This window comes from Cobetia sp. BMC6, from assembly GCF_029991385.1.
GTDB lineage: Bacteria > Pseudomonadota > Gammaproteobacteria > Pseudomonadales > Halomonadaceae > Cobetia.
The window spans coordinates 597,898-624,063 of sequence record NZ_JAKUMF010000001.1 but is presented as its reverse complement, the minus strand read 5'-3'; the positions used below and the strand labels follow the sequence as shown (position 1 = coordinate 624,063).

At 63.1% G+C, this 26,166-nt stretch carries 23 protein-coding genes; 13 read left to right on the top strand and 10 right to left on the bottom strand.

The features are described 5' to 3' along the window. The first annotated feature begins 91 nt into the window (after positions 1–91). Together MKZ40_RS02685 and MKZ40_RS02680 are read left to right on the top strand one after the other, a co-directional pair. On the top strand, positions 92–649 hold the full coding sequence (locus tag MKZ40_RS02685; RefSeq protein WP_175088594.1) for a TRAP transporter small permease: 558 nt from the start codon (positions 92–94) through the stop codon (positions 647–649). A gap of 1 nt (position 650) precedes the next feature. Next, positions 651–1,955, top strand: coding sequence for a TRAP transporter large permease subunit (locus tag MKZ40_RS02680; protein WP_175088593.1), 1,305 nt, complete (start codon positions 651–653; stop codon positions 1,953–1,955). A gap of 399 nt (positions 1,956–2,354) precedes the next feature. Here MKZ40_RS02680 and MKZ40_RS02675 read toward each other — a convergent pair whose 3' ends face one another. From MKZ40_RS02675 to MKZ40_RS02665, 3 genes are all read right to left on the bottom strand, one after another. Then, a complete protein-coding gene (locus MKZ40_RS02675) occupies positions 2,355–2,522 on the bottom strand; it encodes a hypothetical protein (protein ID WP_175088592.1) in 168 nt (55 codons plus the stop codon). A gap of 265 nt (positions 2,523–2,787) precedes the next feature. Beyond that, positions 2,788–4,365 (bottom strand): glycine betaine ABC transporter substrate-binding protein, encoded by a 1,578-nt coding sequence (locus tag MKZ40_RS02670; protein ID WP_217485791.1) that lies wholly within the window; start codon positions 4,363–4,365, stop codon positions 2,788–2,790. Further along, complete coding sequence (locus tag MKZ40_RS02665; protein ID WP_175088591.1) at positions 4,362–5,102, bottom strand: ATP-binding cassette domain-containing protein; 741 nt, start codon at positions 5,100–5,102, stop codon at positions 4,362–4,364. The genes MKZ40_RS02670 and MKZ40_RS02665 overlap by 4 nt, the downstream gene beginning before the upstream one ends. 441 nt (positions 5,103–5,543) lie before the next feature. Between MKZ40_RS02665 and MKZ40_RS02660 the strand changes: the two genes are divergently transcribed. The 6 genes from MKZ40_RS02660 to MKZ40_RS02635 all read left to right on the top strand — a co-directional run bounded on the left by MKZ40_RS02660 (position 5,544) and on the right by MKZ40_RS02635 (position 13,224). Then, positions 5,544–6,713 (top strand): isovaleryl-CoA dehydrogenase, encoded by a 1,170-nt coding sequence (locus tag MKZ40_RS02660; RefSeq protein ID WP_175088590.1) that lies wholly within the window; start codon positions 5,544–5,546, stop codon positions 6,711–6,713. Between the two features lie 55 nt (positions 6,714–6,768). Next, on the top strand, positions 6,769–8,376 hold the full coding sequence (locus MKZ40_RS02655) for a carboxyl transferase domain-containing protein (protein WP_175088589.1): 1,608 nt from the start codon (positions 6,769–6,771) through the stop codon (positions 8,374–8,376). An 83-nt stretch (positions 8,377–8,459) separates the two neighbouring features. Continuing rightward, positions 8,460–9,299: an enoyl-CoA hydratase-related protein gene (locus tag MKZ40_RS02650; RefSeq protein WP_175088588.1), complete on the top strand. Its 840-nt coding sequence runs from the start codon at positions 8,460–8,462 to the stop codon at positions 9,297–9,299. A gap of 154 nt (positions 9,300–9,453) precedes the next feature. Continuing rightward, complete coding sequence (locus MKZ40_RS02645) at positions 9,454–11,721, top strand: acetyl/propionyl/methylcrotonyl-CoA carboxylase subunit alpha (protein ID WP_175088587.1); 2,268 nt, start codon at positions 9,454–9,456, stop codon at positions 11,719–11,721. A gap of 6 nt (positions 11,722–11,727) precedes the next feature. Then, positions 11,728–12,654: a hydroxymethylglutaryl-CoA lyase gene (locus tag MKZ40_RS02640; RefSeq protein ID WP_175088586.1), complete on the top strand. Its 927-nt coding sequence runs from the start codon at positions 11,728–11,730 to the stop codon at positions 12,652–12,654. Between the two features lie 234 nt (positions 12,655–12,888). Next, a complete protein-coding gene (locus MKZ40_RS02635) occupies positions 12,889–13,224 on the top strand; it encodes a zinc ribbon domain-containing protein YjdM (RefSeq protein ID WP_175088585.1) in 336 nt (111 codons plus the stop codon). 198 nt (positions 13,225–13,422) lie between these two features. On the opposite strand, the gene MKZ40_RS02630 is transcribed toward MKZ40_RS02635, so the two are convergent. Beyond that, positions 13,423–13,791, bottom strand: coding sequence for a hypothetical protein (locus tag MKZ40_RS02630; RefSeq protein WP_175088584.1), 369 nt, complete (start codon positions 13,789–13,791; stop codon positions 13,423–13,425). 467 nt (positions 13,792–14,258) lie between these two features. On the opposite strand from MKZ40_RS02630, the gene MKZ40_RS02625 reads away from it, so the two are divergent. Next, positions 14,259–15,113: an SDR family oxidoreductase gene (locus tag MKZ40_RS02625; protein WP_175088583.1), complete on the top strand. Its 855-nt coding sequence runs from the start codon at positions 14,259–14,261 to the stop codon at positions 15,111–15,113. A gap of 141 nt (positions 15,114–15,254) precedes the next feature. Here the strand turns inward: MKZ40_RS02625 and trxC are convergent, their stop codons facing one another. The 3 genes from trxC to MKZ40_RS02610 all read right to left on the bottom strand — a co-directional run bounded on the left by trxC (position 15,255) and on the right by MKZ40_RS02610 (position 18,732). Next, positions 15,255–15,692 carry a thioredoxin TrxC gene (trxC, locus tag MKZ40_RS02620; protein ID WP_043331344.1) on the bottom strand — a complete coding sequence of 146 codons (438 nt, stop codon included), beginning with the start codon at positions 15,690–15,692 and terminating at the stop codon, positions 15,255–15,257. A gap of 249 nt (positions 15,693–15,941) precedes the next feature. Further along, complete coding sequence (locus MKZ40_RS02615; RefSeq protein ID WP_282627777.1) at positions 15,942–17,009, bottom strand: YeiH family protein; 1,068 nt, start codon at positions 17,007–17,009, stop codon at positions 15,942–15,944. A gap of 79 nt (positions 17,010–17,088) precedes the next feature. Next, the gene (locus tag MKZ40_RS02610) at positions 17,089–18,732 is read right to left on the bottom strand and encodes a choline dehydrogenase (protein ID WP_175088582.1); all 1,644 of its coding nucleotides are present in this window, start codon (positions 18,730–18,732) and stop codon (positions 17,089–17,091) included. Between the two features lie 635 nt (positions 18,733–19,367). Here MKZ40_RS02610 and MKZ40_RS02605 point away from each other — a divergent pair. The 4 genes from MKZ40_RS02605 to MKZ40_RS02590 all read left to right on the top strand — a co-directional run bounded on the left by MKZ40_RS02605 (position 19,368) and on the right by MKZ40_RS02590 (position 23,394). Beyond that, a complete protein-coding gene (locus MKZ40_RS02605) occupies positions 19,368–20,594 on the top strand; it encodes a TRAP transporter substrate-binding protein (RefSeq protein WP_175088581.1) in 1,227 nt (408 codons plus the stop codon). Continuing rightward, positions 20,594–21,175: a TRAP transporter small permease gene (locus tag MKZ40_RS02600; RefSeq protein ID WP_175088580.1), complete on the top strand. Its 582-nt coding sequence runs from the start codon at positions 20,594–20,596 to the stop codon at positions 21,173–21,175. Before MKZ40_RS02605 ends, MKZ40_RS02600 begins: the two co-directional genes overlap by 1 nt. A 10-nt stretch (positions 21,176–21,185) precedes the next feature. Beyond that, positions 21,186–22,463 carry a TRAP transporter large permease gene (locus tag MKZ40_RS02595; protein ID WP_175088579.1) on the top strand — a complete coding sequence of 426 codons (1,278 nt, stop codon included), beginning with the start codon at positions 21,186–21,188 and terminating at the stop codon, positions 22,461–22,463. Between the two features lie 172 nt (positions 22,464–22,635). Further along, positions 22,636–23,394, top strand: coding sequence for an IclR family transcriptional regulator (locus MKZ40_RS02590; protein ID WP_175088578.1), 759 nt, complete (start codon positions 22,636–22,638; stop codon positions 23,392–23,394). Positions 23,395–23,600: 206 nt separating this feature from the next. Here MKZ40_RS02590 and MKZ40_RS02585 read toward each other — a convergent pair whose 3' ends face one another. From MKZ40_RS02585 to MKZ40_RS02575, 3 genes are read right to left on the bottom strand one after another with little or no spacing between them, the layout of a single operon-like run. Then, complete coding sequence (locus MKZ40_RS02585; protein WP_175088577.1) at positions 23,601–24,077, bottom strand: universal stress protein; 477 nt, start codon at positions 24,075–24,077, stop codon at positions 23,601–23,603. Between the two features lie 45 nt (positions 24,078–24,122). Beyond that, the gene (locus MKZ40_RS02580; RefSeq protein ID WP_217485790.1) at positions 24,123–25,466 is read right to left on the bottom strand and encodes a TRAP transporter large permease; all 1,344 of its coding nucleotides are present in this window, start codon (positions 25,464–25,466) and stop codon (positions 24,123–24,125) included. Further along, positions 25,463–26,026, bottom strand: coding sequence for a TRAP transporter small permease (locus MKZ40_RS02575; protein ID WP_217485789.1), 564 nt, complete (start codon positions 26,024–26,026; stop codon positions 25,463–25,465). Before MKZ40_RS02575 ends, MKZ40_RS02580 begins: the two co-directional genes overlap by 4 nt. Between the last annotated feature and the right edge of the window lie 140 nt (positions 26,027–26,166).

Sequence of the window (26,166 nt, the reverse complement as noted above, 5' to 3'; positions counted from 1 at the left end):
CCGACACCTGCCGCCCGCCGGCAGGTGATCCACGGACAAGCCTGTGCGCAGCATCGCGTGGCCACCCTCACCTTCCCTGTGAGCGCCCGTCATGACCTATTTCTTCGACAGACTCTATCGCCTCGGCGCGTGGGGTGCGGCGGCCTGCATGCTGCTGATCTGCACCCTCGTCAGCCTGCAAGTCTTCCTGCGCCTGATCGACGCCATCATGGTGATGTTCGGCGCCGAGCGTCTCGGCTTCGAGATCTCCGGCGTGTCGGAAATGGCTGCCTTCCTGCTGGTCGGCGCCACCTTCCTGAGCCTCGCCTACACCTTCACGCATCACGCCCATATCCGCGTGACGCTGGTCATCAACCGCCTGCCGGCCGCCGTGCGCGTGTGGATCGAAAGCCTCGCACTGCTGATCGCACTCGGCCTGAGCGTCTTGATCACCCATGAACTGGTACTGCTGGCCGGCGAGAGCCTCGAGTACCACGACATCTCCTCCGGCCTGCTGGCGCTGCCGCTGTGGATTCCGCAGAGCGTGCTGGTCGCCGGTACCGGCCTGCTGTGCCTGGCGATTCTCGAGACCCTGATCGCCACGCTGCGCACCGCCTTCACCGCGCCCTCAAGCTACGTGGCGCCCGAGCCCGAAGACGGAGCCGAATGACATGCTGACACTCATCCTCGTCACTCTGCTGGCCCTCGCCTTGCTGCTCGGCAGCGGCGTGTGGGTCGCCTTCTCGCTGATCGGCACCGGCTGGATCGTGCTGACCTTCTTCTCCACCTTCGAGACCGGCCCGATCCTGGCCTCCGATTTCTGGGGTGCCAGCTACGGCTGGGACCTGACCGCCCTGCCGATGTTCGTGTGGATGGGCGAGATCCTGTTCCGCTCGGGACTGGCCGACAACATGTTCCGCGCCCTGGCGCCGTGGCTCAATCGCCTGCCCGGCCGTCTGCTGCACTCCAACATCATCGGCAGCGGTCTGTTCGCCGCCGTGTGCGGCTCCTCCGCCGCTACCTGCGCCACCGTCGGCAAGATGACGCTGCCGGAACTTGAGCGCCGCGGCTACGACAGCAACCTGGCCATCGGTACCCTCGCCAGCGCCTCGACCCTCGGTCTGCTGATTCCGCCGTCGATCATGATGATCGTCTATGGCGTGGTCACCGAGCAGTCCATCTCGCGTCTGTTCATCGCCGGTGTCCTGCCGGGCATGCTGCTGCTGGCCCTGTTCATGGGCTACCTGGCGATCTGGTCAAAGGTCGTCGGTGAGCCGCAGGGCCGTGCCGGCCATGACGAGCCGCACATGGGCTTCATGGCCAAGCTGCGCAACAGCGCCCAGCTGATTCCGCTGCTGGCCCTGATCGGCGGCATTCTCGGCAGCATCTACGGTGGTCTGGCGTCACCCACCGAAGCGGCCGCGGTCGGCGTGGTACTGTCGCTGATCATCGCTCGCCTCAACGGCCACATGACGGCCGCCACCTTCAAGGCATCGCTGTTCGCGGCGCTGCGCACCTCGTGCATGATCGCCTTCATCATCGCCGGTGCCTCCTTCCTGTCCTCCGCGATGAGCTTCACCCAGATTCCGATGCAGCTGGCCGAAGGCATCGCCACCCTGGGGCTGTCCCCGACCATGCTTCTGGTGGTGCTGACACTGTTCCTGCTGGTTCTGGGCTGCTTCCTCGACGGCATCTCGCTGATCCTGCTGGTGACCTCCATCATCATGCCGGTCATCGAAGCCGCCGGTTTCGACCTGATCTGGTTCGGTATCTACCTGATCATCGTGGTCGAGATGTCGCAGATCACCCCGCCGGTAGGCTTCAACCTGTTCGTGATCCAGAGCCTGACCGGCAAGGACATCATCACCATCACCAAGGCGACGCTGCCGTTCTTCCTGCTGATGATCTTCTCCATCGTGCTGATGCACGTCTTCCCGGAGATCGTGCTCTATCTCCCCCAGGCCATGAACGGCTGATCAGGTGACACAATGCCATGGATGGCAGCTGGTAGCGCTTCCGGACCCGGGAACCGCAGCTGTCGGCACCTCTATCGGTCGTCCCTTGCCCAAGGGCACCGAGCGTCACGGCAGACATACGGTGACGTGCTTGCAGGCCTCCCATAGGGAGGCCTTTTTTATGCCGCCTGCCTGGCGCCTGCCACTCGCCGCACGCCGCTCACAGAGCACCGCTACTCAAAGCATCGCGACGGAAACATCGCGACGGAAAGCACCGTCCTCACACACAGCCCAGCCCCACACAGCTCAGCTCAGATAGGCACATGGACACGAACACGAACACGAAACAAGAAAGCCGCCCCTTCCTTGCCATGAGGCAGAAAGGGGCGGCTTTTTCGTCAACCGACAGGCGAGGCTAGATCAGGACAGATGATCCGCCGGTGCGCTGGCCGGGGTGTCGATCATCGCGTGACCTTTGCCACCACCGCCGTGTCCACCATGGCCGTGGCCATGATCGAACAGACCACAACCACTCAGGGCCAGAGTCGCCGCGACCAGTGCAATCGGAAACAGATTTTTGATACGCATGAATCTCTCCTTCAAAGGGGGGTAGAGGCTGCTGCACGTTCGAGCCGTCCAGGACTGCCCGGCGCTGTCTGCAAGCTCTGTTTGCAAACCCTGTCAGCAAGTCCTGTCTGCAAGCCCTGTCTGCAAGCCCATACTTTCCCCTCCACATTACGCTGATCGACGACCAACGTTAAACCTTCACAGCAGCCTTCCTTTTTTTCTGCACGCCTTGTACAAGAGTTGCGACATGATTGTCGTGTAATGTACCGCGCCGCTTTTTCCCGGCTCAGCGAGCCTTCAGCCCGCGCATGTGGGCAGGTATCACCAGACGCTCGAACAGCTCGAACAGCAGCTCGGCACAGATGGCCAGCAATGCCGCAGGAATCGCCCCGTAGAGCACCAGATCATAGTCATTGAGCGAGAGCCCGGTGACGATCGGTTCGCCCAGACCACCGGCACCAATGAAGGCTGCCAGCGTCGCGGTACCGATGTTGATGATGGCGGCTGTCTTGATGCCGGTGAGCAGGTTGGGCGTCGCCAACGGCAGGATGACATGACGCAGTTGCTCACGACGCGTCAGTCCCATGCCACGTGCCACCTTGACCAGCAGCGGGTCCACCGTCAGCAGCGCGGTGATCGCCGCGCGGATGATCGGCAGCAATGAGTAGACGAACAGCGCGATCACCGCCGGCACCACGCCGATGCCGAACAGCGGAATCATCAGTGCCAGCAGCGCGATGGAGGGGATGGTCTGCAGCAGGCCGGTGACATAGAGCACCACCCGCGAGACCTTCGGATTGCGATAGACAAGCAAGGACAACGGCAGGCCGACCAGACACGCCAGCAGCAGCGCGGACAGCGTCAACTGCAGGTGCTCGATCAGATTGGTGCCCAGCTTGTCCCACTTGGCGCCGCTGACTTCCCGCTGCTCGGTGGTGATGCCCTGCTCCTGAATGAAGCGACTGGCGACCTGGGCGAAGCTCTGCTCATCGGTGGAGACGCGGGCATTGAGCGCCTGCATGCTGTCTTCATCGAGGCTTCCCGCCAGCTGGTTGAGCGCCGCGACGGCATCTTCCGGCAAGGCGGCATTCACGAAGGGCACCGCCAGATACTCAGGGAAGTACCCCTTGTCGTCCTCGAGCAGCACGAAGTCGAAGCGCTTGATGTCGCCCTCGGTGGAATAGGCATCGGTGGCATCGATCTTGCTCTCGCGCAGCGCCTGATAGGCGATGCCGTGCTCGATGCCACGCGGCACCTGGGAAAGCCCGTATTCCGCCGCCAGTCCCGGCCAGCCATCCGGCCGCTTGATGAACTCATGCGACATCGCGACGGACAGATCCGGGTGATCGGCCATATCGCCGATGGTACTGATGCCCAACGACTCGGCCTGATCGCGGCGCATGCTGACGGCGTAGGTATTGTTGAAGCCCAGCGGCTCGAGCACGCGCAGGCCCCGCTCGCGACTCAGCTCATCGAGCGTCTCGAGCGGAGGCACATCATCCAGATTGAGAATGGCGTGGGCCAGGGTGCCGGTGTACTCGGGATAGACATCCAGCTCGCCTTCCGCCAGCCCCTGATAGGTGATGATGGTCTGCCCCAGCCCCAGACGGCGCTCGACCGTGAAGCCGGCGTCCTCCAGCACCTGTGCGAAGATCTCGCCCAGCAGATGGCCTTCACGGTCAGCCTTGGAGCCGACCACGATCGGCTTGTCCTCGGGCCATGCCGCGGCTTCCTCTTCTGCGCTCACAACCGGACTGCTTGCCAGAGCGGCCAGACTCGCAAGCGCCAGACCGGCGACCATCAGCGCGCCGGATAGCCCGCGGCGCGGGCGTTGCAGGGCGGAAGTCGTCATCAGCGTCTTCATGCGCGTGCCTCCAGCAGTCGGGCCACGCGCTCATCCGCTGGCGCCGTGGTGATGGTGTCGGGGCTGGCGGCCTGCAGCACCACGCCGGGTGCCATCACCACCATGTGATCAGCCAGGCTCAGCGCCTCGTTCATGTCGTGGGTGACCATCACCACGCTGCGCGGCTCCTCCTGCTGCATGCGTTGGAACTGGGCATGCACCTCGATGCGCGTGATCGGATCGACGGCCGAGAAGGCCTCATCGAGCAGCAGCAACGGTGGCTCCAGCATCATGGCGCGACACAGCCCGACGCGCTGGGCCTGACCGCCGGAAATCTCGTGGGGATAGCGTGCCAGCAGCGCCATGTCGAGGTCCATCATCTGGAACAGGCGCGCGATGCGTGCCTTGACGCGTTCGGCGCTCCAACCTTCGCGGTCAGCGAGAATGGCAACGTTGTCGCGCACGCTGAGATGGGGAAAGAGGCCGATCTGCTGAACGGCATAGCCGATGCGGCGACGCATGGCTGGCAGGTTGGCGTAATCGACGGCGGCGCCGAATACCTTCACCTCGCCTTCATCCGGGCGGATCAGGCCGTTGATCAGCTGCAGCAGGGTCGATTTGCCACAGCCGCTGGCACCGACCAGGGCGGTGATGCGATCACGCGGCAGTTCAAGATCAATGCCTTCAAACAGGCGCTGACCGGCAAAGCCCTTGTGCAGGCCGCTGAAGCGGACTGCCGGGGCGGTGTCATCACTCATCGAGTAGGTCCTTCTAGGCAGGTGAGCATGAGTCTGAAATGGCGGAAAGCGCTGGCGAGTCGGCGCACTTGCACACCAAAGAGTGCCGGTGACACCAGGCAGGTGACGGTAATGCTCCCCACTGACGCCCTCACGACTTCCTCAATCAACAGTGACTACAGCGTCTCAGCTTATCAAGTCACCCCGGCGATGCCGGAGCAATTTCGTTTCCTGAACTGACTTTCTCTCCCCTGACGTCATTCAACTGAGCTACTCGACCTGGCGCTCCCCCTCGAGCCCCCTCCAGGCCTTCTGTCACAGGTCCTGCGACCTTGGTCAAAGCGCTGCATAATGACCTTTACGTTAACGTCAACTTTGACCTAGAGTAATCCCATCACACGCCAAGGCGGCCCGTGGCGGGCCTTGCTCATCGCGCCTCACCGATCTACAGGATGCCAGATCATGCACAGCCTCTATTCACCGCTGGATTTCGGACTCGACGAGACACACACCCTGCTGCGTGAGCAGGTCAACGCCTTTGCCCGCGACGAGATCGCCCCGCGCGCCGCCGAGATCGATGCCAGCAATGCCTTCCCCGATGACCTGTGGCAGAAGTTCGGCGAAATGGGCCTGCTCGGCATTACCGTGCCCGACGAGGACGGCGGCAGCGGCATGGGCTACCTGGCGCACTGCATCGCGATGGAGGAGATCTCGCGTGCCAGCGCCTCGGTGGCACTCTCCTACGGCGCGCATTCCAACCTGTGCGTGAATCAGATCAAGCTCAACGGCACCGCCGAGCAGAAGGCACGCTACCTGCCGAAGCTGATGAGCGGCGAGCATGTCGGCGCGCTGGCGATGTCAGAACCCGGCGCCGGCTCTGACGTGGTCTCGATGCAGCTCAAGGCCGAGCTGCGAGGCGATCACTACGTGCTCAACGGCAACAAGATGTGGATCACCAACGGCCCGGATGCCCACACCCTGGTGGTCTACGCGAAGACCGACCCGGACGCCGGTTCCAAGGGCATCACCGCTTTCATCATCGAGCGTGACTTCCCCGGTTTCTCCACCGCCCAGAAGCTCGACAAGCTCGGCATGCGCGGCTCCAACACCTGCGAACTGGTCTTCCAGGATTGTCAGGTGCCGGTCGAGAACGTGCTGGGTGAGGTCAATAGCGGCGTCAAGGTGCTGATGCGCGGGCTCGATTTCGAGCGCACCGTACTGGCCGCCGGCCCCATCGGCATCATGCAGGCCTGCATGGACATCGTGGTGCCCTACCTGCATGAGCGTCGTCAGTTCGGCCAGGCCATCGGTGAATTCCAGCTGGTGCAAGGCAAGGTCGCCGACATGTACACCACCCTCAATGCCTGTCGCGCCTATCTGTATGCGGTCGCCAACGCCTGTGATCGTGGCCAGACCTCACGCAAGGACGCCGCGGGCGTGATTCTCTACTGCGCCGAGAAGGCCACCCAGATGGCGTTGGATGCCATCCAGCTGCTCGGCGGCAATGGCTACATCAACGAGTACGCCACCGGACGCCTGCTGCGCGACGCCAAGCTTTACGAGATCGGCGCCGGCACCAGCGAGATTCGCCGTATGCTGATCGGGCGTGAGCTGTTCAACGAGAGCGCCTGATACCTCTCGTCATCCCCTACTCTTTTCGTATTCCTACGCCACTGGAGCTTGCTCGATGGCCATACTGACCTCCCTGATCAATCCGCGCAGTGACCAGTTCCGCGCCAATGAAGCGGCGATGCAGGCCGAGGTCGATCGCCTGCACCAGCTGCTGGAGACCGTCGCGGCCGGTGGCGGTGACAAGGCGCGCGAGCGTCACGAGTCGCGCGGCAAGCTGTTCGTGCGCGAACGCATCGACCACCTGATCGATGAAGGCTCGCCCTTCCTCGAACTCTCTGCGCTGGCGGCCCACGACGTCTACGACAGTCCCGTCCCCGGTGCGGGCCTGGTTACCGGCATCGGCCGCGTCAGCGGTGTGGAGTGCGTCATCGTCGCCAACGACGCCACCGTCAAGGGCGGCACCTACTTCCCGATGACGGCCAAGAAGCATCTGCGCGCCCAGGAAATCGCCCGCAAGCATCGCCTGCCCTGTCTCTACCTGGTCGATTCCGGCGGCGCGCATCTTCCCCACCAGGACGAGGTCTTCCCGGACCGCGATCACTTCGGCCGCATCTTCTACAACCAGGCCACGCTGTCCGCCGAGGGCATCCCGCAGATCGCCGTGGTGATGGGCTCGTGTACCGCAGGCGGTGCCTACGTGCCGGCGATGGCGGACGAATCCATCATCGTGCGCGAGCAAGGCACCATCTTCCTGGCGGGGCCACCGCTGGTGAAGGCCGCCACCGGTGAGGACATCAGCGCCGAGGCGCTGGGCGGGGCCGAGGTGCACTGCAAGATCAGCGGCGTGGCCGACCACCTGGCCGACAATGACGCCCATGCCCTGCAGCTGGCTCGCCGCGCCGTGTCGCGCCTCAACTGGCAACGCAAGGGCCAGCTCGCGCTGCGTGAATCGCGTCCGCCACGCCTGGACCCGCAGGAGCTCTACGGCATCGTCGGCACCGATCTCAAGAAACCCTACGACGTGCGCGAAGTGATCGGCCGCCTGGTGGATGACTCGGACTTCGACGAATTCAAGCGCGAGTACGGCGAGACGCTGGTCACCGGCTTCGCGCATCTGCATGGCCATCCGGTCGGCATTCTCGCCAACAATGGCGTGCTGTTCTCGGAAAGCGCCCTCAAGGGCGCGCACTTCATCGAGTTGTGCATCCAGCGCCGGATTCCGCTGATCTTTCTGCAGAACATCACCGGCTTCATGGTCGGCTCGCGCTACGAGCACGAAGGCATCGCCAAGCACGGCGCCAAGCTGGTGGCGGCGGTAGCCTGCGCCAGGGTGCCCAAGTTCACGGTACTGATCGGCGGCAGTTTCGGCGCGGGCAACTACGGCATGTGCGGGCGCGCCTATGACCCCAATCTGCTGTTCATGTGGCCCAACTCACGCATCTCGGTGATGGGCGGCGAACAGGCTGCCAACGTGCTGGCACAGGTCAAGCGCGACCAGCATGCCCGCGAGGGGCGCGAGTGGCCCGCCGAGGAAGAGGAGGCCTTCAAGGCGCCGGTACGCGAGCAGTATGAGCGTCAGGGCCATCCGACCTACGCCAGTGCGCGCCTGTGGGATGACGGCGTGATCGACCCGCTGCAGACCCGCGACATCCTGGGGCTGTCACTGGCCGCGGCCATGAATGCCGAGATCGAGGACAGTCGCTTCGGTGTGCTTCGCATGTAACCAGGCAAACACCGTGGCAATCCTTGTAGCCCTCACTGAATGCCATTAGTCATCTTGAAGCTAACAGAATGGAAGAAAGCACGATGACAGAGCCTCGCCAATCGAGTCGACTCGAGATAGATCAACACGGCGTCGCCCGCCTCACTCTGCTGCGCCCCGAGGTGCACAACGCCTTCGATGATCTGCTGATCGCAGAGCTGAATCAGCACCTGGAGAGCCTGCACGCCAGGGCGAGCCGCGACGAGGTGCGTGTGGTGGTACTGGCCTCCGAGGGCAAGAGCTTCTCGGCTGGCGCCGACCTCAAGTGGATGCAGCGCATGGTCGAGTATTCGCTGGAAGATAACCTCGCCGACTCACGCGAGCTTGCGCGACTGATGCAGCTGCTCGATGAGCTGCCCTGCCCCAGCGTATGTCGTGTCCAGGGCGCCACCTTCGGCGGAGCCGTCGGTCTGGCTGCCTGCTGCGACATCGTGATTGCTGCAGAGCGTGCGCGCTTCTGTCTTTCCGAAGTGCGCATCGGGCTGGCGCCGGCGGCCATCAGCCCGTACGTGCAGCGCGCCATCGGCTCACGCCAGATGCGCCGTTATGCCCTCAGCGCCGAGGTGATCGACAGTGCCACCGCGCAGCGTATCGGCCTGGTCCACGAGGTCTGCCCCGATGAGCTGCTGGAGGCGCGTGTCGCGGAGATGGTGCAGACCCTGCTGGCCACCTCACCTGCCGCCAGTCGCGCCACCAAGGCGCTGCTCAGCGAGGTGGCTCAGGCACCTGACAGTGCCGCGACCCGTGAACGCTGCTGCGAGGTGATCAGCCAGCTGCGCGTCAGCGAACAGGGCCAGGCCGGTCTGGCCGCCTTCTTCGCCGGCACGCCGGCGCCCTGGGTGCCGACCGAGACTCAGACACCCCAGACGTCGAAATCCTCATGAGCACCAGAGGCCTGAAGCCGCTGACGGCGTGTCGATTCTCTCGGCGCTGGTCATCACTCTCGGCCATCCACCTCGGCCATGCCTGCCGGATTTTTTCATAAGAGCTTTTCTCTTCCTGAATTCCCCTTGCCACCTTCGCCACAGGACGCTTGCCATGAACGCCAACCGCGAGACAGACCAGACCCTCCCCGCCGGTTGCGGCGAGATCCGCAAGCTGCTGGTCGCCAACCGGGGTGAGATCGCCGTGCGCGTGATGCGCACCGCTCGCGCGATGGGTATCCAGACAGTGGCGGTCTACTCCGATGCCGACGCCGACGCCCTGCATGTGCGCGAGGCCGACGAGGCAGTGCGTCTCGGGCCCGCCAGCGCCCGCGAAAGCTATCTGGACATCGACAAGGTGATCGCTGCCGCGCGTAAAAGCGGCGCCGATGCCGTGCACCCCGGCTATGGCTTCCTGTCCGAGAACGCCGCCTTCGTCAGCGCGCTGGCCGAAGCCGGCATCATCTTCGTCGGCCCGCCCCAGAGCGCGATCGCCGACATGGGCGACAAGTCAGCCGCCAAGATGCGCATGCAGGCGGCCAATGTGCCGCTGGTGCCCGGCTACCACGGTGAGGACCAGCAGGATGAGCTGCTGCAGGCCGAAGCGGACCGCATGGGCTATCCGGTACTGATCAAGGCCTGCGCCGGCGGTGGCGGCAAGGGCATGCGCGTGGTCGAGAGTGCGCAGGAATTCGCGGCGGCGCTGGCCAGCTGTCGTCGTGAATCCCGCGCCGCCTTCGGCGATGAGCGCATGCTGATCGAGAAATACCTGACCCAGCCGCGCCATGTCGAAGTCCAGGTGTTCTGCGACAGCTACGGCAGCGGTGTCTATCTGTTCGAGCGCGATTGCAGTGTCCAGCGTCGCCACCAGAAGGTGCTGGAAGAGGCCCCCGCGCCGGGCCTGACGCCCTCGCTGCGCCGTGAGATGGGCGAGGCCGCCGTGCGGGCAGCGCGCGAGATCGGCTATGTCGGCGCCGGCACCATCGAGTTTCTGCTCGATGCCCCGCAACCGGGCAGCGAAAGCCACGGTGCCTTCTACTTCATGGAAATGAACACGCGCCTGCAGGTCGAGCACCCGGTGACCGAGATGATCACCGGCGAAGACCTCGTCGAATGGCAACTGCGCATCGCGCGGGGTGAACGCCTGCCGCGTCAGCAGGATGAGCTGACGTTGACCGGTCACAGTTTCGAGGCGCGGCTCTACGCCGAAGACCCGGACAACGACTTCCTGCCCGCCACCGGTGTGCTGGAACGCTTCCGGCTGGATCTGGCAGGGGGCGGACTGACCGCCCGGCAGGTACGTCTGGACAGCGGCGTCGCCGAGGGCGATGAAATCTCGATGCATTACGACCCGATGCTGGCCAAGCTGATCAGCTACGGACCGACTCGCGAACAGGCGCTCGAGATACTGCTGCGCGCGCTGGCAGCGCTGGAGGTGCGTGGCGTCACCACCAACCGCGCCTTCCTGTCCCGCCTGGCGGGGCATCCTGACTTCCGCGCCGCCGAGCTGGATACCCGCTTCATCGAGCGCCATCACGACAGCCTGTTCCCCAGCGCGACGCTGGACCACACAAGCCTGGCGGCCAGCGCCTTGCTGGCGCTCTCACGCCTGGATGAGCAAGCCAATCACGCATCACATTCGATCCGCACATCACATTCACGCCAGCCCTGCGCCAGCCCGTGGGAGCGCCGTGATGGCTGGCGCAATGGCCTGCCACACCAGGTGCGCCTGGCGCTGTGTCTACCCGCTGACGCCGATGCCGATGAGCGCAGCGACAAGGTGGCGCATATCCTCGCACGCCGCCCCGTAACGCATGCCTCCATGGCGAACACGCACACCTCAAATACGTCATCGGTGAGCGATTCGCGCGGCGACTGGCAACTGGAAGTGACCACTCACTACGGAGATGAAAGACTGACCACACGCCATATCGGTCGGCTCACTCGCCTTGAAGGCAATGCCATCGCCGTGACGCTGGATGGCCATCGCCGTCGCTTCCAGGCAAGCCACGCGCCGACCTGCGGCGGTGAAGTGCTGATGTTGTCGTCTGCGCAGCAAAGCCAGTCCGGCAGCGCTCCACAGGGGGAATCACGCCTGCTGTGGCGGCGCGCCGACGCCGTGGACCACGCGCGCCACGAGACCCAGGCGACCCTGAATGCGCCGATGAATGGCACCGTGGTCACGCAGCTGGTCGCACCGGGCAGCCATGTCCCGCAGGGCACGCCCTTGATGGTGATGGAGGCGATGAAGATGGAGCACACCCTCAATGCCCCCGCTGATGGCGAGGTTGCCCAGTTCCACTTCTCGGCCGGTGACAGCGTGGTCCAGGGCGATGTGCTGCTCGAGTTCACGGCCGAACAAGCCGCGACGGACAAGGAGTAAGTCAGCATGCACTCTCCCCGCAAGGTACGCATCGTCGAAGTCGGCGCGCGCGACGGGCTGCAGAACGAGTCCGTGCCCGTCTCGACTGCCACCAAGCTTGAGTTGATCCGGCGTCTGAGCGACAGCGGCCTTGCGCATGTCGAGGCCGCCAGCTTCGTCTCGCCCAGGTGGGTGCCGCAGATGGCTGATCACCGCGAGATCATGCTGGCGCTGCGCGACGGCCACGCCAAGTCAACAACTGCCAAGTCAGCGACCACTTACTCCGTTCTCACGCCCAACATGAAGGGGCTTGAGGCGGCGCTTGAGTGTGGTGTGCGCGAGGTGGCCGTGTTCGGCTCGGCCAGCGAGTCCTTCTCGCAGCGCAACATCAACTGCTCGATCGCCGAGTCGCTTGAACGCTTTTCGCCGGTGATGGAACACGCCCTCAAGGCCGGTGTGCGTGTGCGCGGCTATGTCTCCTGCGTGCTCGGCTGCCCCTATGAAGGTGAGATACCCCCCGCCGAAGTGGCCGCCGTCGCTCGCGAGCTCAAGGCCATGGGCTGCTACGAGGTGTCGCTGGGTGACACCATCGGCGTCGGCACGCCGCTCAAGGCCAAGCACATGCTGGAGCAGGTCAGTCGCGAGGTGCCGATCTCACAGCTCGCCGCGCACTTCCATGACACCTACGGCCAGGCGCTCGCCAATCTCTACGCCGTGCTGGAGGAAGGCATCGCGGTGATCGACAGTTCGGTGGCGGGCCTGGGCGGCTGCCCCTACGCCAAGGGCGCCTCGGGCAATGTCGCCAGTGAAGATGTGCTCTATCTGCTTGAGGGCATGGGCATCGAGACGGGGGTGGACCTGGCAGCACTGGCCCGCACCGGCGACTGGATCAGCCGCACGCTTGGGCGGCCGAATGGCTCACGCGTCGGCCAGGCGCTGATGGCCAGTGACTGATGACCAGTGGCTGAGGGCGAATGGATTGAGGCGCTGCCAAGCGAGGCCACAATGGCGCGCACCGATTGCGACCAAGAGCCGCACTGGATGGTCGCTGTCATGGAATCGGTGTAGGCTTGCCGCCGTTCGCGCACCGCTTGAGCCCGATGCGCGCCTTCCAACACCATGTCTCTGCCTGAATCTTCGCCCGCCTTCTGATCGGGTGAAGCACGAGACAGCTTTCAGGACACCGTGATGAGCGCCCTCCCGAACTGCCCGGCCTGCAATTCCGAATACACCTACGACGACGGCATGCAGTACGTCTGCCCTGAATGTGCCCATGAGTGGTCCAAGGAAGCCGCCGTCGAGGAAGCCGGCCCGGTATTCCGCGATGCCAACGGCAACGAGCTGGTCGATGGCGATACCGTCACCGTCATCAAGGACCTGAAGATCAAGGGCACTTCCTCCGTCGTCAAGGTCGGCACCAAGGTCAAGAACATCCGCCTGGTGGATGGCGATCACGATATCGACTGCAAGATCGATGGCGTCGGCCCGATGAAGCTCAAGTCGATCTTCGTCAAGAAAGCCTGATCGGACTGCTTGCCTGACACGACGATGCCCCGCCTGCGCCATGTGCGCGACGGGGCATCGTCGTTTGCAGACTGCCGTTTTCGGACTATCGTTTCCAGTCCGTCATTTCCGGCTTGCCGAGGCACCTTGTTCAGCCCGGGCTGGCCCGCTCCAGTCCGCTTCAGTCCGCTCTAGCCCACCACCCCAGCAAGTGCTCACTCACTCCTCAGGCGACGACTTGTCGAGCGGCGTGACCTTGGACAGGCGTATGCGGCGCTGGCCGCCGACCTCGAATTCAAAGCGGCCACTCACCTGGACCTCGCGCCCGATATAGGCGCCGATGCGCTCCGGTGGCAGCAGTTCCAGGCGCTGCTGACCTTCGCCTTCCAGCCAGTAGCGGTTGGGCACGTCTTCGCTGCGCACCCTGCCCTGCACGGCTACCTGCTCGCCCTGCCAGGCCTCGGAGTGTTCCAGCAGCGTCGCCACGCTGGTAGGGCGTGGGCCATTGACGCCATCGCACCCCGCCCCGGCCATCAGCATCACCGCCACGGCCACCATCGCCAGCCAGTGTTGCATCCCCTTGTTCATCTTCATTCCTCGCGCGACTGATACTTCATCGGGGGCTACCCGCTCGCTCATTCACTCGCTTGCGGTTTGAGGGGACTCGGGCACGGCCCGGCAGTCGAGTTCCTCGCCCCTCACGTCGAATGGCGATCTCTCGTGGTCACCCAGACGCACCTGACGCCTGACGTGGACTCATGCACAGTCTGACAGCTGCCACGCGAGGCGATAACTCCCTGACCAATAGAATCAGCCATCAGGATCAGTCTTCAACGCAGGCCGTGAGGCGCCGCGCCACCCGTCAGTCCCATCACGACTCTGAGGCCTGTCATGCTGAGGCATGGTCGCCGCGTGCGGTGTCTGCGGGCACCGCCCTTGTCTCGCGCGCCAGCCGCACCTATATCATTGCCCGCAGGGACACACCGCGCCATCGACGAGACGTGAATGGAGCGCTTCGTCACATCGCCCTGCCGGCACCTCATCAGGAGAATGACATGAAGACAGCCAAGGTGGCCTATATCACCGGCGGTGCTCAAGGCATCGGCCGCGGCATCAGCGACTACCTGCTCGCCCACGGCTGGCGCGTGGCCGTGGCGGATATCGATGCCGAGGCAGGCCAGCAATATCGGGAGATGAAGAAACGACAGGCGAGCGGGCTCGCAGAAGAGCCCGCAGCGCCGTCGGAGGATCTTGCAGAACGCACGGGAGCGCCGTCTGGTGAGCAGCCCACAGAGGACATCGGCGAGCGCCTGCGCGTCTTCACGCTGGATGTACGTGACGAGAAATCCGTGGCCGCCAGCCTCGCGGCTACCTGCGAGGCCTTCGGGCGGCTGGACGCGGTGATCAACAATGCCGCGATCGCCGACCCCTTCCAGGGCAAGCTTGAGGAGCTGTCACTCGAGCGCTGGCATCAGGTACTCGATACCAGTTTGACCAGCAGCTTCCTGACCGCCAAGCATGCGGCGCGTCATCTGCGCGAGACTGGCGGCAGCATCGTCAATCTGGCCTCCAGCCGCGCCCTGCAGTCCGAACCGCACAGCGAAGCCTACGCCGCCAGCAAGGGCGGTATCGTCGCCCTCACCCATGCCATGGCGATGAGCCTGGGGCCGGAGATTCGCGTCAATGCCATCAGCCCGGGCTGGATAGACGTCAGCGCCCTGCAGAAAAGCGGCGAAGCCGAGTCGCTGAGTGACCAAGACCATGCCCAGCACCCCGTCGGGCGCGTCGGCCATGTCGATGACATCGCCGCGTTGGTGGCCTTTTTGATCTCGGAAAAGGCTGGCTTCATCACCGGCCAGAATCATGTCGTCGATGGCGGCATGACACGCAAGATGGTCTATTCCGACTGAGACCAAAAGGCCGACTGATACGACAACGCCGACTGATATGACAACGCCTGACGCAAAGTCGCGTCAGGCGTTGTCAGTTCACAGACGGCAATCGGGTTTCCCTGAACGCTCAACTGCGGACTTCTCTCGCGCGGGCCGGGGTCACACTGCGTGCGGGGCCAGCCACTGCTTGAGCTGACCGGCCTGCATCACGCCGGATTCGCGCGCCAGCTCCTTGCCCTGCTTCATCACCAGCAGCGTTGGAATGCTGCGGATGCCGAAACGACCGGCCAGCGCCTGCTGGGCTTCGGTGTCGATCTTGGCAAAGCGCACACGTGTACCCATCTGCGCCGCGACTTCATTGAAGATCGGCCCCATCATCTTGCACGGGCCACACCAGCTGGCCCAGAAGTCGATGACCACCGGCATTTCACTGCGCACCACCAGGGCCTCGAAGTTGTCGCTGGTCAGTTCCAGCGGCTCCTTGGGCAGTACGGCGGCGCTGCACTTGCCGCAGCTGGGGTTGTCATCCAGACGCGCGGTGGCCACACGATTGAGAGCGAGACATTGCGGACAGGCCAGCACGAGGGATTCAGACATGATCGGACTCCAGAGAAATGGGGATGCGGCGCGCCACGTGACGGTCAACCGTCAGACGCGTACCGGTAAGCGCAGATCATACGACTCGTGAGCCAGGAAGCAATTGAGCGATCTTATCGCCGTGATTGGCTGACTGCATGAGCCCGCCTGACCTGAATGTCCGCCGGAACCTGAACCTGTCTGCCCTCAACCGAAAAGCCCCGCCAGTCACGGCGGGGCTCTTCGCGCTTGAGCACACCCGGGAGTCGGTCAGATGCTGGCCAGCCCGAACTTGATGCACAGTGTCACCAGCACCAGCAGGAAAAGCGTTTCCACCACCATCAGGATCACCGGCTTCCAACCGACCACCGCCAGCTTCTGGAACGACGTCTTGACGCCCAGCGCGGCAATCGCCGCCACCAGACACCAGCGCGACAGGTCGGTGAAGCCTTCCACGGCAACGCTCGGCACCCAGCCGAGGCTGTTGATCAGCACCAGTGCCACGAAGGCGATCAGGAAGGTGGGGAACATCGGCACCTTGCCGCCTTCATCGCCATTGGCCTGGCGCGCACTGCGGAACAGCAGCATGAAGACCATCACCGCCGGCACCAGCATCGCCACCCGCAGCAGCTTGACGAAGGTCGAGACATCCCCGGTGTGCTCGGAGATGATGTAGCCCGCCCCCACCACCTGCGCCACATCGTGGATGGTACCACCGAGGAAGATGCCGGCCTCGGCATCATCCAGCCCCAGCAGTCTGACGATCAGCGGATAGGTGATCATCGCCACGGTCGAGAGTGTGGTCACCCCGACCACGGTCATGATGGTGTGCCGCTCACTGGTGGCGTTGCGCGGCATCACCGCCGACAGTGCCAGTGCCGCCGAGGCGCCACAGATCGCTACCGAGCCACCGGTCAGCAGCCCCATGTCGCGGTCCAGCCCCATCACGCGGGCCAGCAGCGCGCCGAACAGGATGGTCGCCACCACCCCGAGCACCACCGTGATCACCGGGCCGAGGCCGAGACTCGCGACCTGCTCCAGCGTGATGCGCACCCCCAGCAGGGCTACGCCGAGGCGCAGTACCGTCTTGGAGGCGAACTCGATGCCCGCCTTGCACGGGCCCTCCTCGGAAAGAAAGTGCAGTGACATGCCGAACAGCAGCGCATAGAGCAGCGTCGGGCCACCGTAGTGATCGGCGATGAAGGTGGTCGCCAGCGCGATGATGATGCAGATCAGAAGGCCCGGCATGATGGTGCGCACGCGCCCTTCCAGGGACCGCCACAGGCTGGTGGGCGGAGTGGGTGTGTCGTGCAGTGATGAACTGTTGTCAGTGGCCACGCGAATTCCTCAATCAAACCAGCAAGCGGTGACGGGCAAGCTGCCCCGCCGCGATGTGTCGTTCAGGCACATAGGCCTGCTAGCTGACCTGGGCCATGTTCACCTGGGCGGCCTTGATCATTTCGGCGGCCTTCTCGGCGATCATGATGGTCGGCGCATTGGTATTGCCGGACACGATCACCGGCATGATCGAGGCATCCACCACACGCAAGCCGTGCAGGCCATGGACACGCAGCTCGTCATCCACCACCGCCAGCGCATCGTGGCCCATCTTGCAGGTGCCCGCCGGGTGGTAGATGGTCTGGCTGAACTGACGCGCGGCCTCCAGCAGCTCCTCATCACTCTGATATTGCACGCCCGGCACATACTCTTCGCTGATCACCGAGGACAGCGGCTCCGCCTGGGCGATGCGGCGCGCCACCTTGATGGCGTCGACCACCACGCGGCGGTCTTCCTCGGCGCTGAGGTAGTTGGGCTGGATGGAGGGATAGACGCTGGCATCGGCGCTGGTGATGCGCACCTGGCCGCGGCTATGCGGGCGCAGCTGACACACCGAGGACGTGAAGGCCGAGAACGGGTGCACGCCGTCGGCGGGCTTGTCAGCGCTCAGCGGCTGCATGTGGAACTGGATATCCGGACGCGTCAGACCCTCGCGTGACTGGGTGAAGGCACACACCTGACTGGCCGCCAGCGTCAGCGGGCCGGTGCGCGTGAAGAGGTACTGGGTACCGACCGCCAGCTTCTTGAGCGGATGACGCACCTCGTCATTGAGGGTGCGGCACTGGGTCTTGAACACCAGTCGTACCTGCAGGTGGTCCTGGAGGTTTTCCCCGACGCCCGGCAAGGCGTGCAGACATTCCACCCCGACACTGGCCAGGTGCTCAGGGTCGCCGATACCGGAGCACTGCAGAATCTGCGGACTGCCGATGGCACCGCTGGACAGCAGCACCTCGCGCTCGGCGCGCGCCGTATGGGTCGTGCCCTTCACCTCGTATTCCACTCCCACAGCGCACTTGCCTTCCAGCAACACACGGCGACAGTGCGCATGCTTGACCAGCGTCAAGTTGCTGCGCGTGAGTGCCGGGCGCAGAAAAGCCTTGGCCGTGCTGCAGCGCAGGCCCTTGTAGGTGGTCTGCTGAAAATAGCCGACCCCTTCCTGGCGCTCGCCGTTGACGTCCTTGTTGAGCGGAATTCCCACCTCGACTGCCGCCTTGATGAAGCGCTCGGCGATCTCGCGCTTGAGGCGCAGGTCAGAGACATGCAGCGGCCCATCGGTACCGTGCCACTGATTGGCACCACGCGACTGACATTCCGACTTGCGGAAATACGGCAGCACTGAGTGGAAGTCCCAGCCCTTGTTGCCTGCCGCCGCCCAGTCATCGTAGTCCTCATGCTGCCCGCGGATATACAACAGGCCGTTGAGTGAGCTGGACCCGCCCAGCACCTTGCCGCGCGGCCACTGAAGGCGACGGCCGTTGATGCCCTTGTCAGGGTCGGTGAGATAGCACCAGTCGGTGGCCGGGTTGTGCATCGTCTTGAAATAGCCCACCGGCACATGGATCCACGGGTTCCAGTCCGAGCCACCGGCTTCCAGCAACAGCACCTTGATGGAAGGGTCTTCGGTTAGACGATTGGCTAGCACGCAACCGGCTGAACCCGCTCCGATCACGATGTAGTCATAGGCGGCTGATGCGTCGGCATTGGCGTAACGTGTTGTTTTCATTATTTTATATACCATATCGAGACATATTGTCTCATAATCATGGTATCAAAATTGGAATTCGTCAAATACGAAACGTATTGTCTCAATATCTTTGCCAAAGCTGAAAAAGTGCCCTACATTGAGATTTGAAACGCCGGTAACGGTACTTTTCGTCTCGTTATACGACCAACTATGTAAGACGAACTAGCGAGAACGACACAGACCGCCATCAATGGCAGTCACCAGAGAGGCCAGAAGCAGGGCTCATGGGCTCTGCAGACGTGCTTGAGGAGAGCCAGAAAAGGGCTTGAGGAGACTTTGAAGAGAAATTGAAGAGACTTTGGATTGGCTTTGAAGAAATAGCGGTTTGTCTGACAAGCGCTCCAGCACTCTCTGAAGAGACACGCTCTGAACAGGCACTGCGAAAACGCCTGACAAATAAAGACGGGCATATAAGGACAGAAAATAAGAATGGATAAACAAGCACTTGGCTAAAGAAGTGAGCAACGGACGGCTTGCCAGACAAGCAGCGGAAGCAAGCCCCGCACCGCAAGATCCATAACAACGCCAACACAGGGCCAGTGATACGACATCACTTCCCGGCCGCCAGGCCTGCATCCCACCACAAAAGCAAACACAATACCGGGAGCACTACCATGCCATCGCCACTCAGCAAGCTGTCACGCCGTGACTTCCTCGACATCTCGGGTCGCTTCGGTCTGACCTCGACCCTGCTGGCCGCCACCGGCCTCGGCGCAGGTCTCACCGCGTCCTCGCTGGCGCGCGCCGCCGACCAAGAGCAGCAGCGACGCTACAAGACAGCGCCCAAGTTCCAGCTGCGCTTCGGTGCCTCGGGCTTCAACGAGCGCAATCTCGACATCCAGAAATCCGGTCAGCTGTTCTTCGCGCGCGATCTCGAGGAGCGCACCAACGGCGCGATTCGCGTCGAATTCATGGGCAGCAACGAGGTCTGCAACCAGCTGGACTGCGTCGGCAAGACCCAGCAGGGCATCGTCGACATCTACTCGGCCTCCACCCAGAACTCCTCGGGCAGCGCGCCGTATCTGAACGTACTCGATTTCGCCTATCTGTTCCCCACCGTCGCCTCGATGTTCCACTTCTTCTATCACAAGAAGAGTGAGCAGCTGCTGCGTGAACCTCTGCGCCAACGCCACAACCTCCAGTTCCTGTTCACCCACTGTGACCTGCGCGGCATCATGCTCGGCCTCAAGTGGCAGGACAAACCGCTGGTCACCAGCATCGATGACCTCAAGGGCACCAAGAACCGTGTCACCGGCACCCAGATGGGCCGTATCGCGATGGAGCAGCTGGGCCTCAACCCGGTGCCGGTCGCCTGGGAAGAAACCCTCGATGGCCTGCGCCAGGGTCTGCTGGATGGCGCCGAGACCTGGATGAGCGCCGTAGCCTACGCCGGCATGGCACCGGTGGTATCCCAGGCCGTCGACCTGCGTTTCTTCGCCGGCACCGAGCACACCGGCATGAGCCTGCCCAAGTTCGACAGCCTCGGCTCCGAACTGCAGGACCAGGTGATGGAGTCCGCCTACTGCGCGCAGATCTTCACCCAGGGCATGAACGAGGCTGGCCGCTTCGAGATCGTCGGTGCCACCGAGCACCCTGCCGCCGGCACCGTCTTCGCCGAGAACAATGTACGCGTGGCACCGCTGTCTGACGCCGAACGCTCACGCGCCGAACAGATGTGCTCGCCGGAATTCAATCCCGAGCCGTGGGAACAGTGGCGCGAACGCCTCAACAAGTGGTCCGGCGGTCTCGACATCTATCAGGAAATCCACACCATCGCGCGCGAGATTCCACGTGATGTCGCCGCCGTCAACGTCAAGCCGCAGCGCTGGTGGAGGGGGTAATGGGCGATACCACCATCTTCAGCCAATCGACGAAGCAACCTGCCATCAAGAAGGCCGCGCCCTGGGCGCGTCCCTTCCTGTGGCTGGACGCCCATCTGGAACAGGTCGTGATCCTGATCGCCTATTCCGGCATGGCCGGCATCATCTTCGTCGAAGTCATCCGCCGCTTCTTCTTCGGCCTGCAGGCGCCCTGGAGTACCAGCATTCCGGTGCTGCTGTTCCTGTGGCTGACCTGGTTCGGCGCCTCGCTCAACGTCAAGAAGCGTACTCACCTGAGTCTCAACGAGATCCGCATGAAGCTGCCGCGCGGTGGCCAGTTTGCCTGCCTGATCCTCGATGCCGTGCTGTGGATCGGCTTCGGCATGATGGTGATCTACTTCACCACCACCCAGGTCACGCTGGCCTACGACAACTACGCCATCGTGCCGGGCACCGACAATGTCATGCAGTGGTGGTTCTACCTCGCCACACCGCTGGCATGGGTAATGATCATCTATCGCGTACTGCAGAACCTCTACTCCGACTGGGCGCGCTATCGCCGCGGCGATTCCTTCAACCTGCAACCGTCCATCATGGACTGAGGAGGTCAGCATGACAGACGGTATCTGGATCTCCCTGATCACGGCGGGCGTGACCGCCTTCTTCCTTCTCGGCGTGCCCATCTTCCTCGTCATCGGCCTGTGGGTAGTCGGCACCAGTCTGGTGATCGACTTCACGCTGGCCAACGTCGGTGTCACCCTCTTCCAGGGGCTGAGCTTCTTCGGCCTGCTCGCGTTGCCGCTGTTCATCCTCACGGGGGACCTGATCAACGCGGCGGGCATCGCCAAGCGACTCTCCGACTTCGCCTACTCGACGCTGAGCTGGATGCGCGGCGGGATGGGCATGTCGACCCTCGGCGCCTGCGGGTTGTTCGCGGCGATTTCCGGCTCCAACGCCGGTACCACCGCCACCATCGGTTCGATCATGCAGCCCGAGATGGTCAAGAACGGTTACGACGAGCGCTTCGCCGCTGCCACGGCGGCTTCCGGCGGCACCGTGGGCATCATCATTCCGCCCAGCATCATCTTCATCGTCTACGGCTTCATGATGAACCTGTCGATCAGTGACCTGTTCATTGCCGGCATGGTGCCGGGCGCCCTGATGGTGGTCGCGATGATGGTGGCCTGCTATCTGGTGGCACGCAGGAATGGCTGGGGCCAGCTGCAGCCCTTCAAGGCCGGGGTCAGTGCCAGGCTGGCGCGCAAGGCCTATCTGGGCTTCGCGACCATCGGCGTGGTGGTCTACGGCATCTACTCGGGCAAGTTCTCGCCGACCGAAGCCGCCGCCATCACCGTAGGCTTCACCATGATCGCGGGGCTGTTGATCACCCGCGAGATCAGCCTCAGGAAGCTGCCGACCATCATGCTGCGCTCTGGTCAGATCGCCGGCATGCTGGCACCGCTGATCGCCATCTCGGTGGTCATGCAGCAGCTGCTGTCGGTGCTGGGTGCCGGTCAGGCACTGAGCGAGATGCTCAGCGGCATCGACAACTACTACCTGACGCTGGGCACCTGCATGCTGATCATCCTGCTGGCGGGCATGATCCTGGAGAGTCTGCCGGTGACGATCATCCTGGCGCCGATTCTCGCGCCCATCGCCCAGCAGGCCGGGGTCGACCCGATCCACTTCTCGGTCATCTTCCTGGTCGGTGCCGCCATCGGCTTCGTCACGCCACCCTTCGGGCTCAACCTGTACGTGGCCAGCAGCATCACCGGCATCTCCTACGTCAGACTGGTGAAATACGTGATTCCCTATTTCATCGCGTTGATCGCCTGCTGGCTGGCCATCTGCCTGGTGCCTTCCCTTTCCCTGTTCCTGGTAAACCTGTAACACTAGCCTCATCGACAGCCCCGCGAGGGGCTGTCTTCGTCTCATCACGCAAGCCATCAGCGGATGTCGGCCTGCGTGATGAATCGATGCACTGACGCCTTGCCACCCTGCCCCCTGTCGGCCGCGCTGATCGCCCACGACATGCCCCCGACAGTCAGGATGAGGACACTAGATGAGCAAAGACATCACGACGAATTCGACCCTCTTTCGGGCCCTGAGCCTGCTGGAAGACATCGTCACCACCCAGCATGCCGTCAGCGCCGCCGATCTCGAGAAACGCTTCGATATTCCCAAGCCGACCATCCACCGCCTGCTCAAGCAGCTGGAAGAACAGCAGCTGATCAGTCGTGATCTGGATGGCCGTCACCTGCTGCCCGGCCCGCGCTTTCGGCGCATGTCGCTGGGGGCACTGGCCAATGAAGGCCTCAAGGTGCCGCGCCGCGTCCTGCTGGAACGGCTGGCCAGGGAAGTCGGTGAGACCTGCAACCTGACGCTGCTCGATGGCCACGAGGTGATGTACTACGACCGCGTGGAAACCAACTGGCCGGTGCGCATCCAGCTGGCGCCCGGCTCACGCCTGCCGCTGCACTGCACCGCGAGTGGCAAGCTGTTTCTGGCACTGATGCCGCTGCATCGTCGCCGTGCCCTGCTGGCCCATCTGGCGCTGGAGGCACACACGCCCTGCACCCTGACCTCGCGGGCCACGCTGGAAGAAGCGCTCGATATCGTGGCGCGCAATCAACTGAGCACCGATGATGAGGAATTCATCCAGGGCATGGTCGCCATCGCGGTGCCAGTCTTCGATGAGGTTGGCCAGATCCAGGCGACATTGGCGATCCACGCACCGCGCCTGCGCCACTCCATCGACTCCCTGCTGGAGTGGGCGCCGCTGATGCGCCAGATCGCCACTGAGCTGGAAGGCACGCTGTGAGGCGTGCACCTTGGGCGCACATGACCCATGAGACGGTCCAGCCAAGTCCCGGGTGACACCTGAGCCACGCTGAAGATGGGCCATGACCCAGAAAGCTCGCCCCCGCAGACAGTCACTGTCTGCGGGGGCGAGCTTTATTCTGCGTGCTTGTTTCATCTGCAGTCTTGCTGCGTCCGTCTAGCCTTGAGGCGTTTCTTTCCTGCGACTCAAGGCGTCGGTACCACCACCACCGGAATGCTGGCGCGCTTGATCACCCCCTTGGTGACCTTGCCTGCATAGGAGGCCACGAAGCCGCGCTTGTTGGTGGCCATGATGATCATGTCGCAGTCATGGCGTGTGGCGTAGCGGATGATCTCCGAGGCCGGATAGCCCTCCACCACATTCAGCCCGGCGATCACCGGGCGCGGATCGCCATCGTCATGGGTACTCCAGAAGTCCTCCAGCATCTTTTCCAGGCTCTCCCTGGCCTGATCGAGCCGCTGCTGCATCAGACCCTCCAGCGTCGGCTTGTGTCGGATATTGACCTTGAGGGTATTCATCACATCATCCGACAAGGCCTTCACCGCATGCAGCACATGCAGCTCGGCGCCCGTCGCCCCCGCCAACCACACCGAGCGCGCCAGTACCCGCTCACAGTCTCCGCGCAGACCTACACAACACAGAATTCGTTTGACTGCCGGCATCGTCCTTCTCCTCGTTCATTGCAGGGCTAGCGTACGGATGGCACTTCAGTACCCCATCACCCTGGGTAGCCACAGCGAGATTTCAGGCACATAGGCGATCAGGAAGATGGCCGCCACCGAGCCCGCCGCGAACGGCAATGCCTTCAGGGAAATCTCCTCGATCGAGGCGCCGCCTATCCCCGAGGCCACGAAGAGGTTCTCCCCCAATGGCGGCGTCTGGAATCCGATGGCCAGCGCGCAGACCACCACGATACCGACGTGCACCGGGTCCATCCCCAGCATGTACATGATCGGCAGCAGCACCGGGGTGAGAATCATGATCGCGGCCAGCGTCTCCATGAACATGCCGACGAACAGCAGGAAGAAGATGATCATCGCCCAGATGAGGTAGAGGTTGTCGGTCATCGCCAGCATGCCCTCGGCGATATGGGCCGGCACGCGTTGCTCGACCAGCAGCCGCCCGAAGACCGTCGCCGTGAAGAGGATCAGCAGCACGCGACCGGTGATCCAGGTGGTGGTTTCCAGGGTGCGCAGCGTCGGCTTCCACTTGAGCTCCTTGTGCAGGAAGATGCCGACGATCAGGGTATAGACGATGGCAACGATGGCGGACTCGGTCGGCGTGAACAGACCGCTGTAGATCCCGCCAAGGATGATGAAGGGTGCCAGCATCGACCAGATACCCTTCCTCAAGGTGGCGCGAATATGTGTCCATGACCAGCTGTTGGTCAGCCCGCGATAGCCGCGTTTCTTCGAGATCACGTAGTTGATCAACAGCAGGAACCCGGCGATCACCACGCCTGGCATGACCCCGGCGATGAACAGTTTCGGGATGGACAGTGTCTGGAAATCCCCGTGCATGGCCACCGCTTCAGGTGGCGGTTGCAGGCCCATGCCGGAAATCCCGAAGATCACCATCGGAATCGATGGCGGAATCACCACCCCCAACCCACCGGAAGAGGCCGTGATCGCCGAGGCATAGCCACGGTCGTAGCCGCGCTTGGCCATCGCCGGAATCATCAGCATGCCAACCGCTGCCGTGGTGGCAGGCCCTGAGCCGGAAATCGCGCCGAAGAACATGCAGGCAAATACCGTAGCGGCGGCCAGTCCGCCCGTCACCGGTCCGGCGAAGGCCTCGGCGATATCGACAAGACGCCGCGAGATGCCGGCGGCCTCCATCAACGCCCCGGCCAGTATGAAGGCCGGCAAGGCCATCAGCGGGAAGGAGCCCACTGAGGTAAAGGCGATCTGCACGAACGCCATCGGGTTTTCATCGATGCTCAGATAGGTTGCAAGCGCCGCGACACCCAGCGAGACGGTGATCGGTGCGCCCAGCACCAGCAGCAGGAAGAAGACGCCAAACAGGATGTAGATGATGGTGGAATCGATCATGACTTGCCGCCCTCCTGTCTTTCACTGGCCTGTCCATCACCACCCTGCTTCAATTCCTCCATTGCCTGGGAATCCGGGTCCACGATGTCTTCCTTGCGCACGAACTTGAGATAATTGGTCTGGATGATGCGCACCGTCATGGCAGTAAAGGCCAGCGGCAGAATCAGATAGAAGTACTTCATCGGCACACCCAATGTCTGTGACTTCCAGAACAGATTCATCTTGTTGAACACGAAGTCGTAGCTGTAATAGATGAACACCGCATTGAAGGCGATCCAGATGATATCGGTCAGCACGCCGCAGACGGTTTCCACCCATCGCGGCAGGAATCGAAACTGGAAGGTCACACGGTTATGCGCCGACATGCGTGTGGCGTAGACGGCGCCTAGATAGGCAAACCACACGAAGGCATAGGTCGCCAACTCGTCTCCCCAGGGGATCGAGTAGCTGAAAAGGTTACGCAGCATGATCTGCGTGAAGAGAATGATGACGAACACCACCAGCAGAAACTGGCAGAGATAGTTCTCGAGATTATCCAGAAACTTCAACAATACCCGCATGGAAATACATCCCCCGACATCGCCAGCGATGACCACTCGACGCCACGCATCCCCTGCCAGGGGACATATCGATGACATGCTTCTGTCATGCGACTTGCAGGTGCAGGCAGGGGAATACGGGCGGGCCTGGAGCCTCAGCA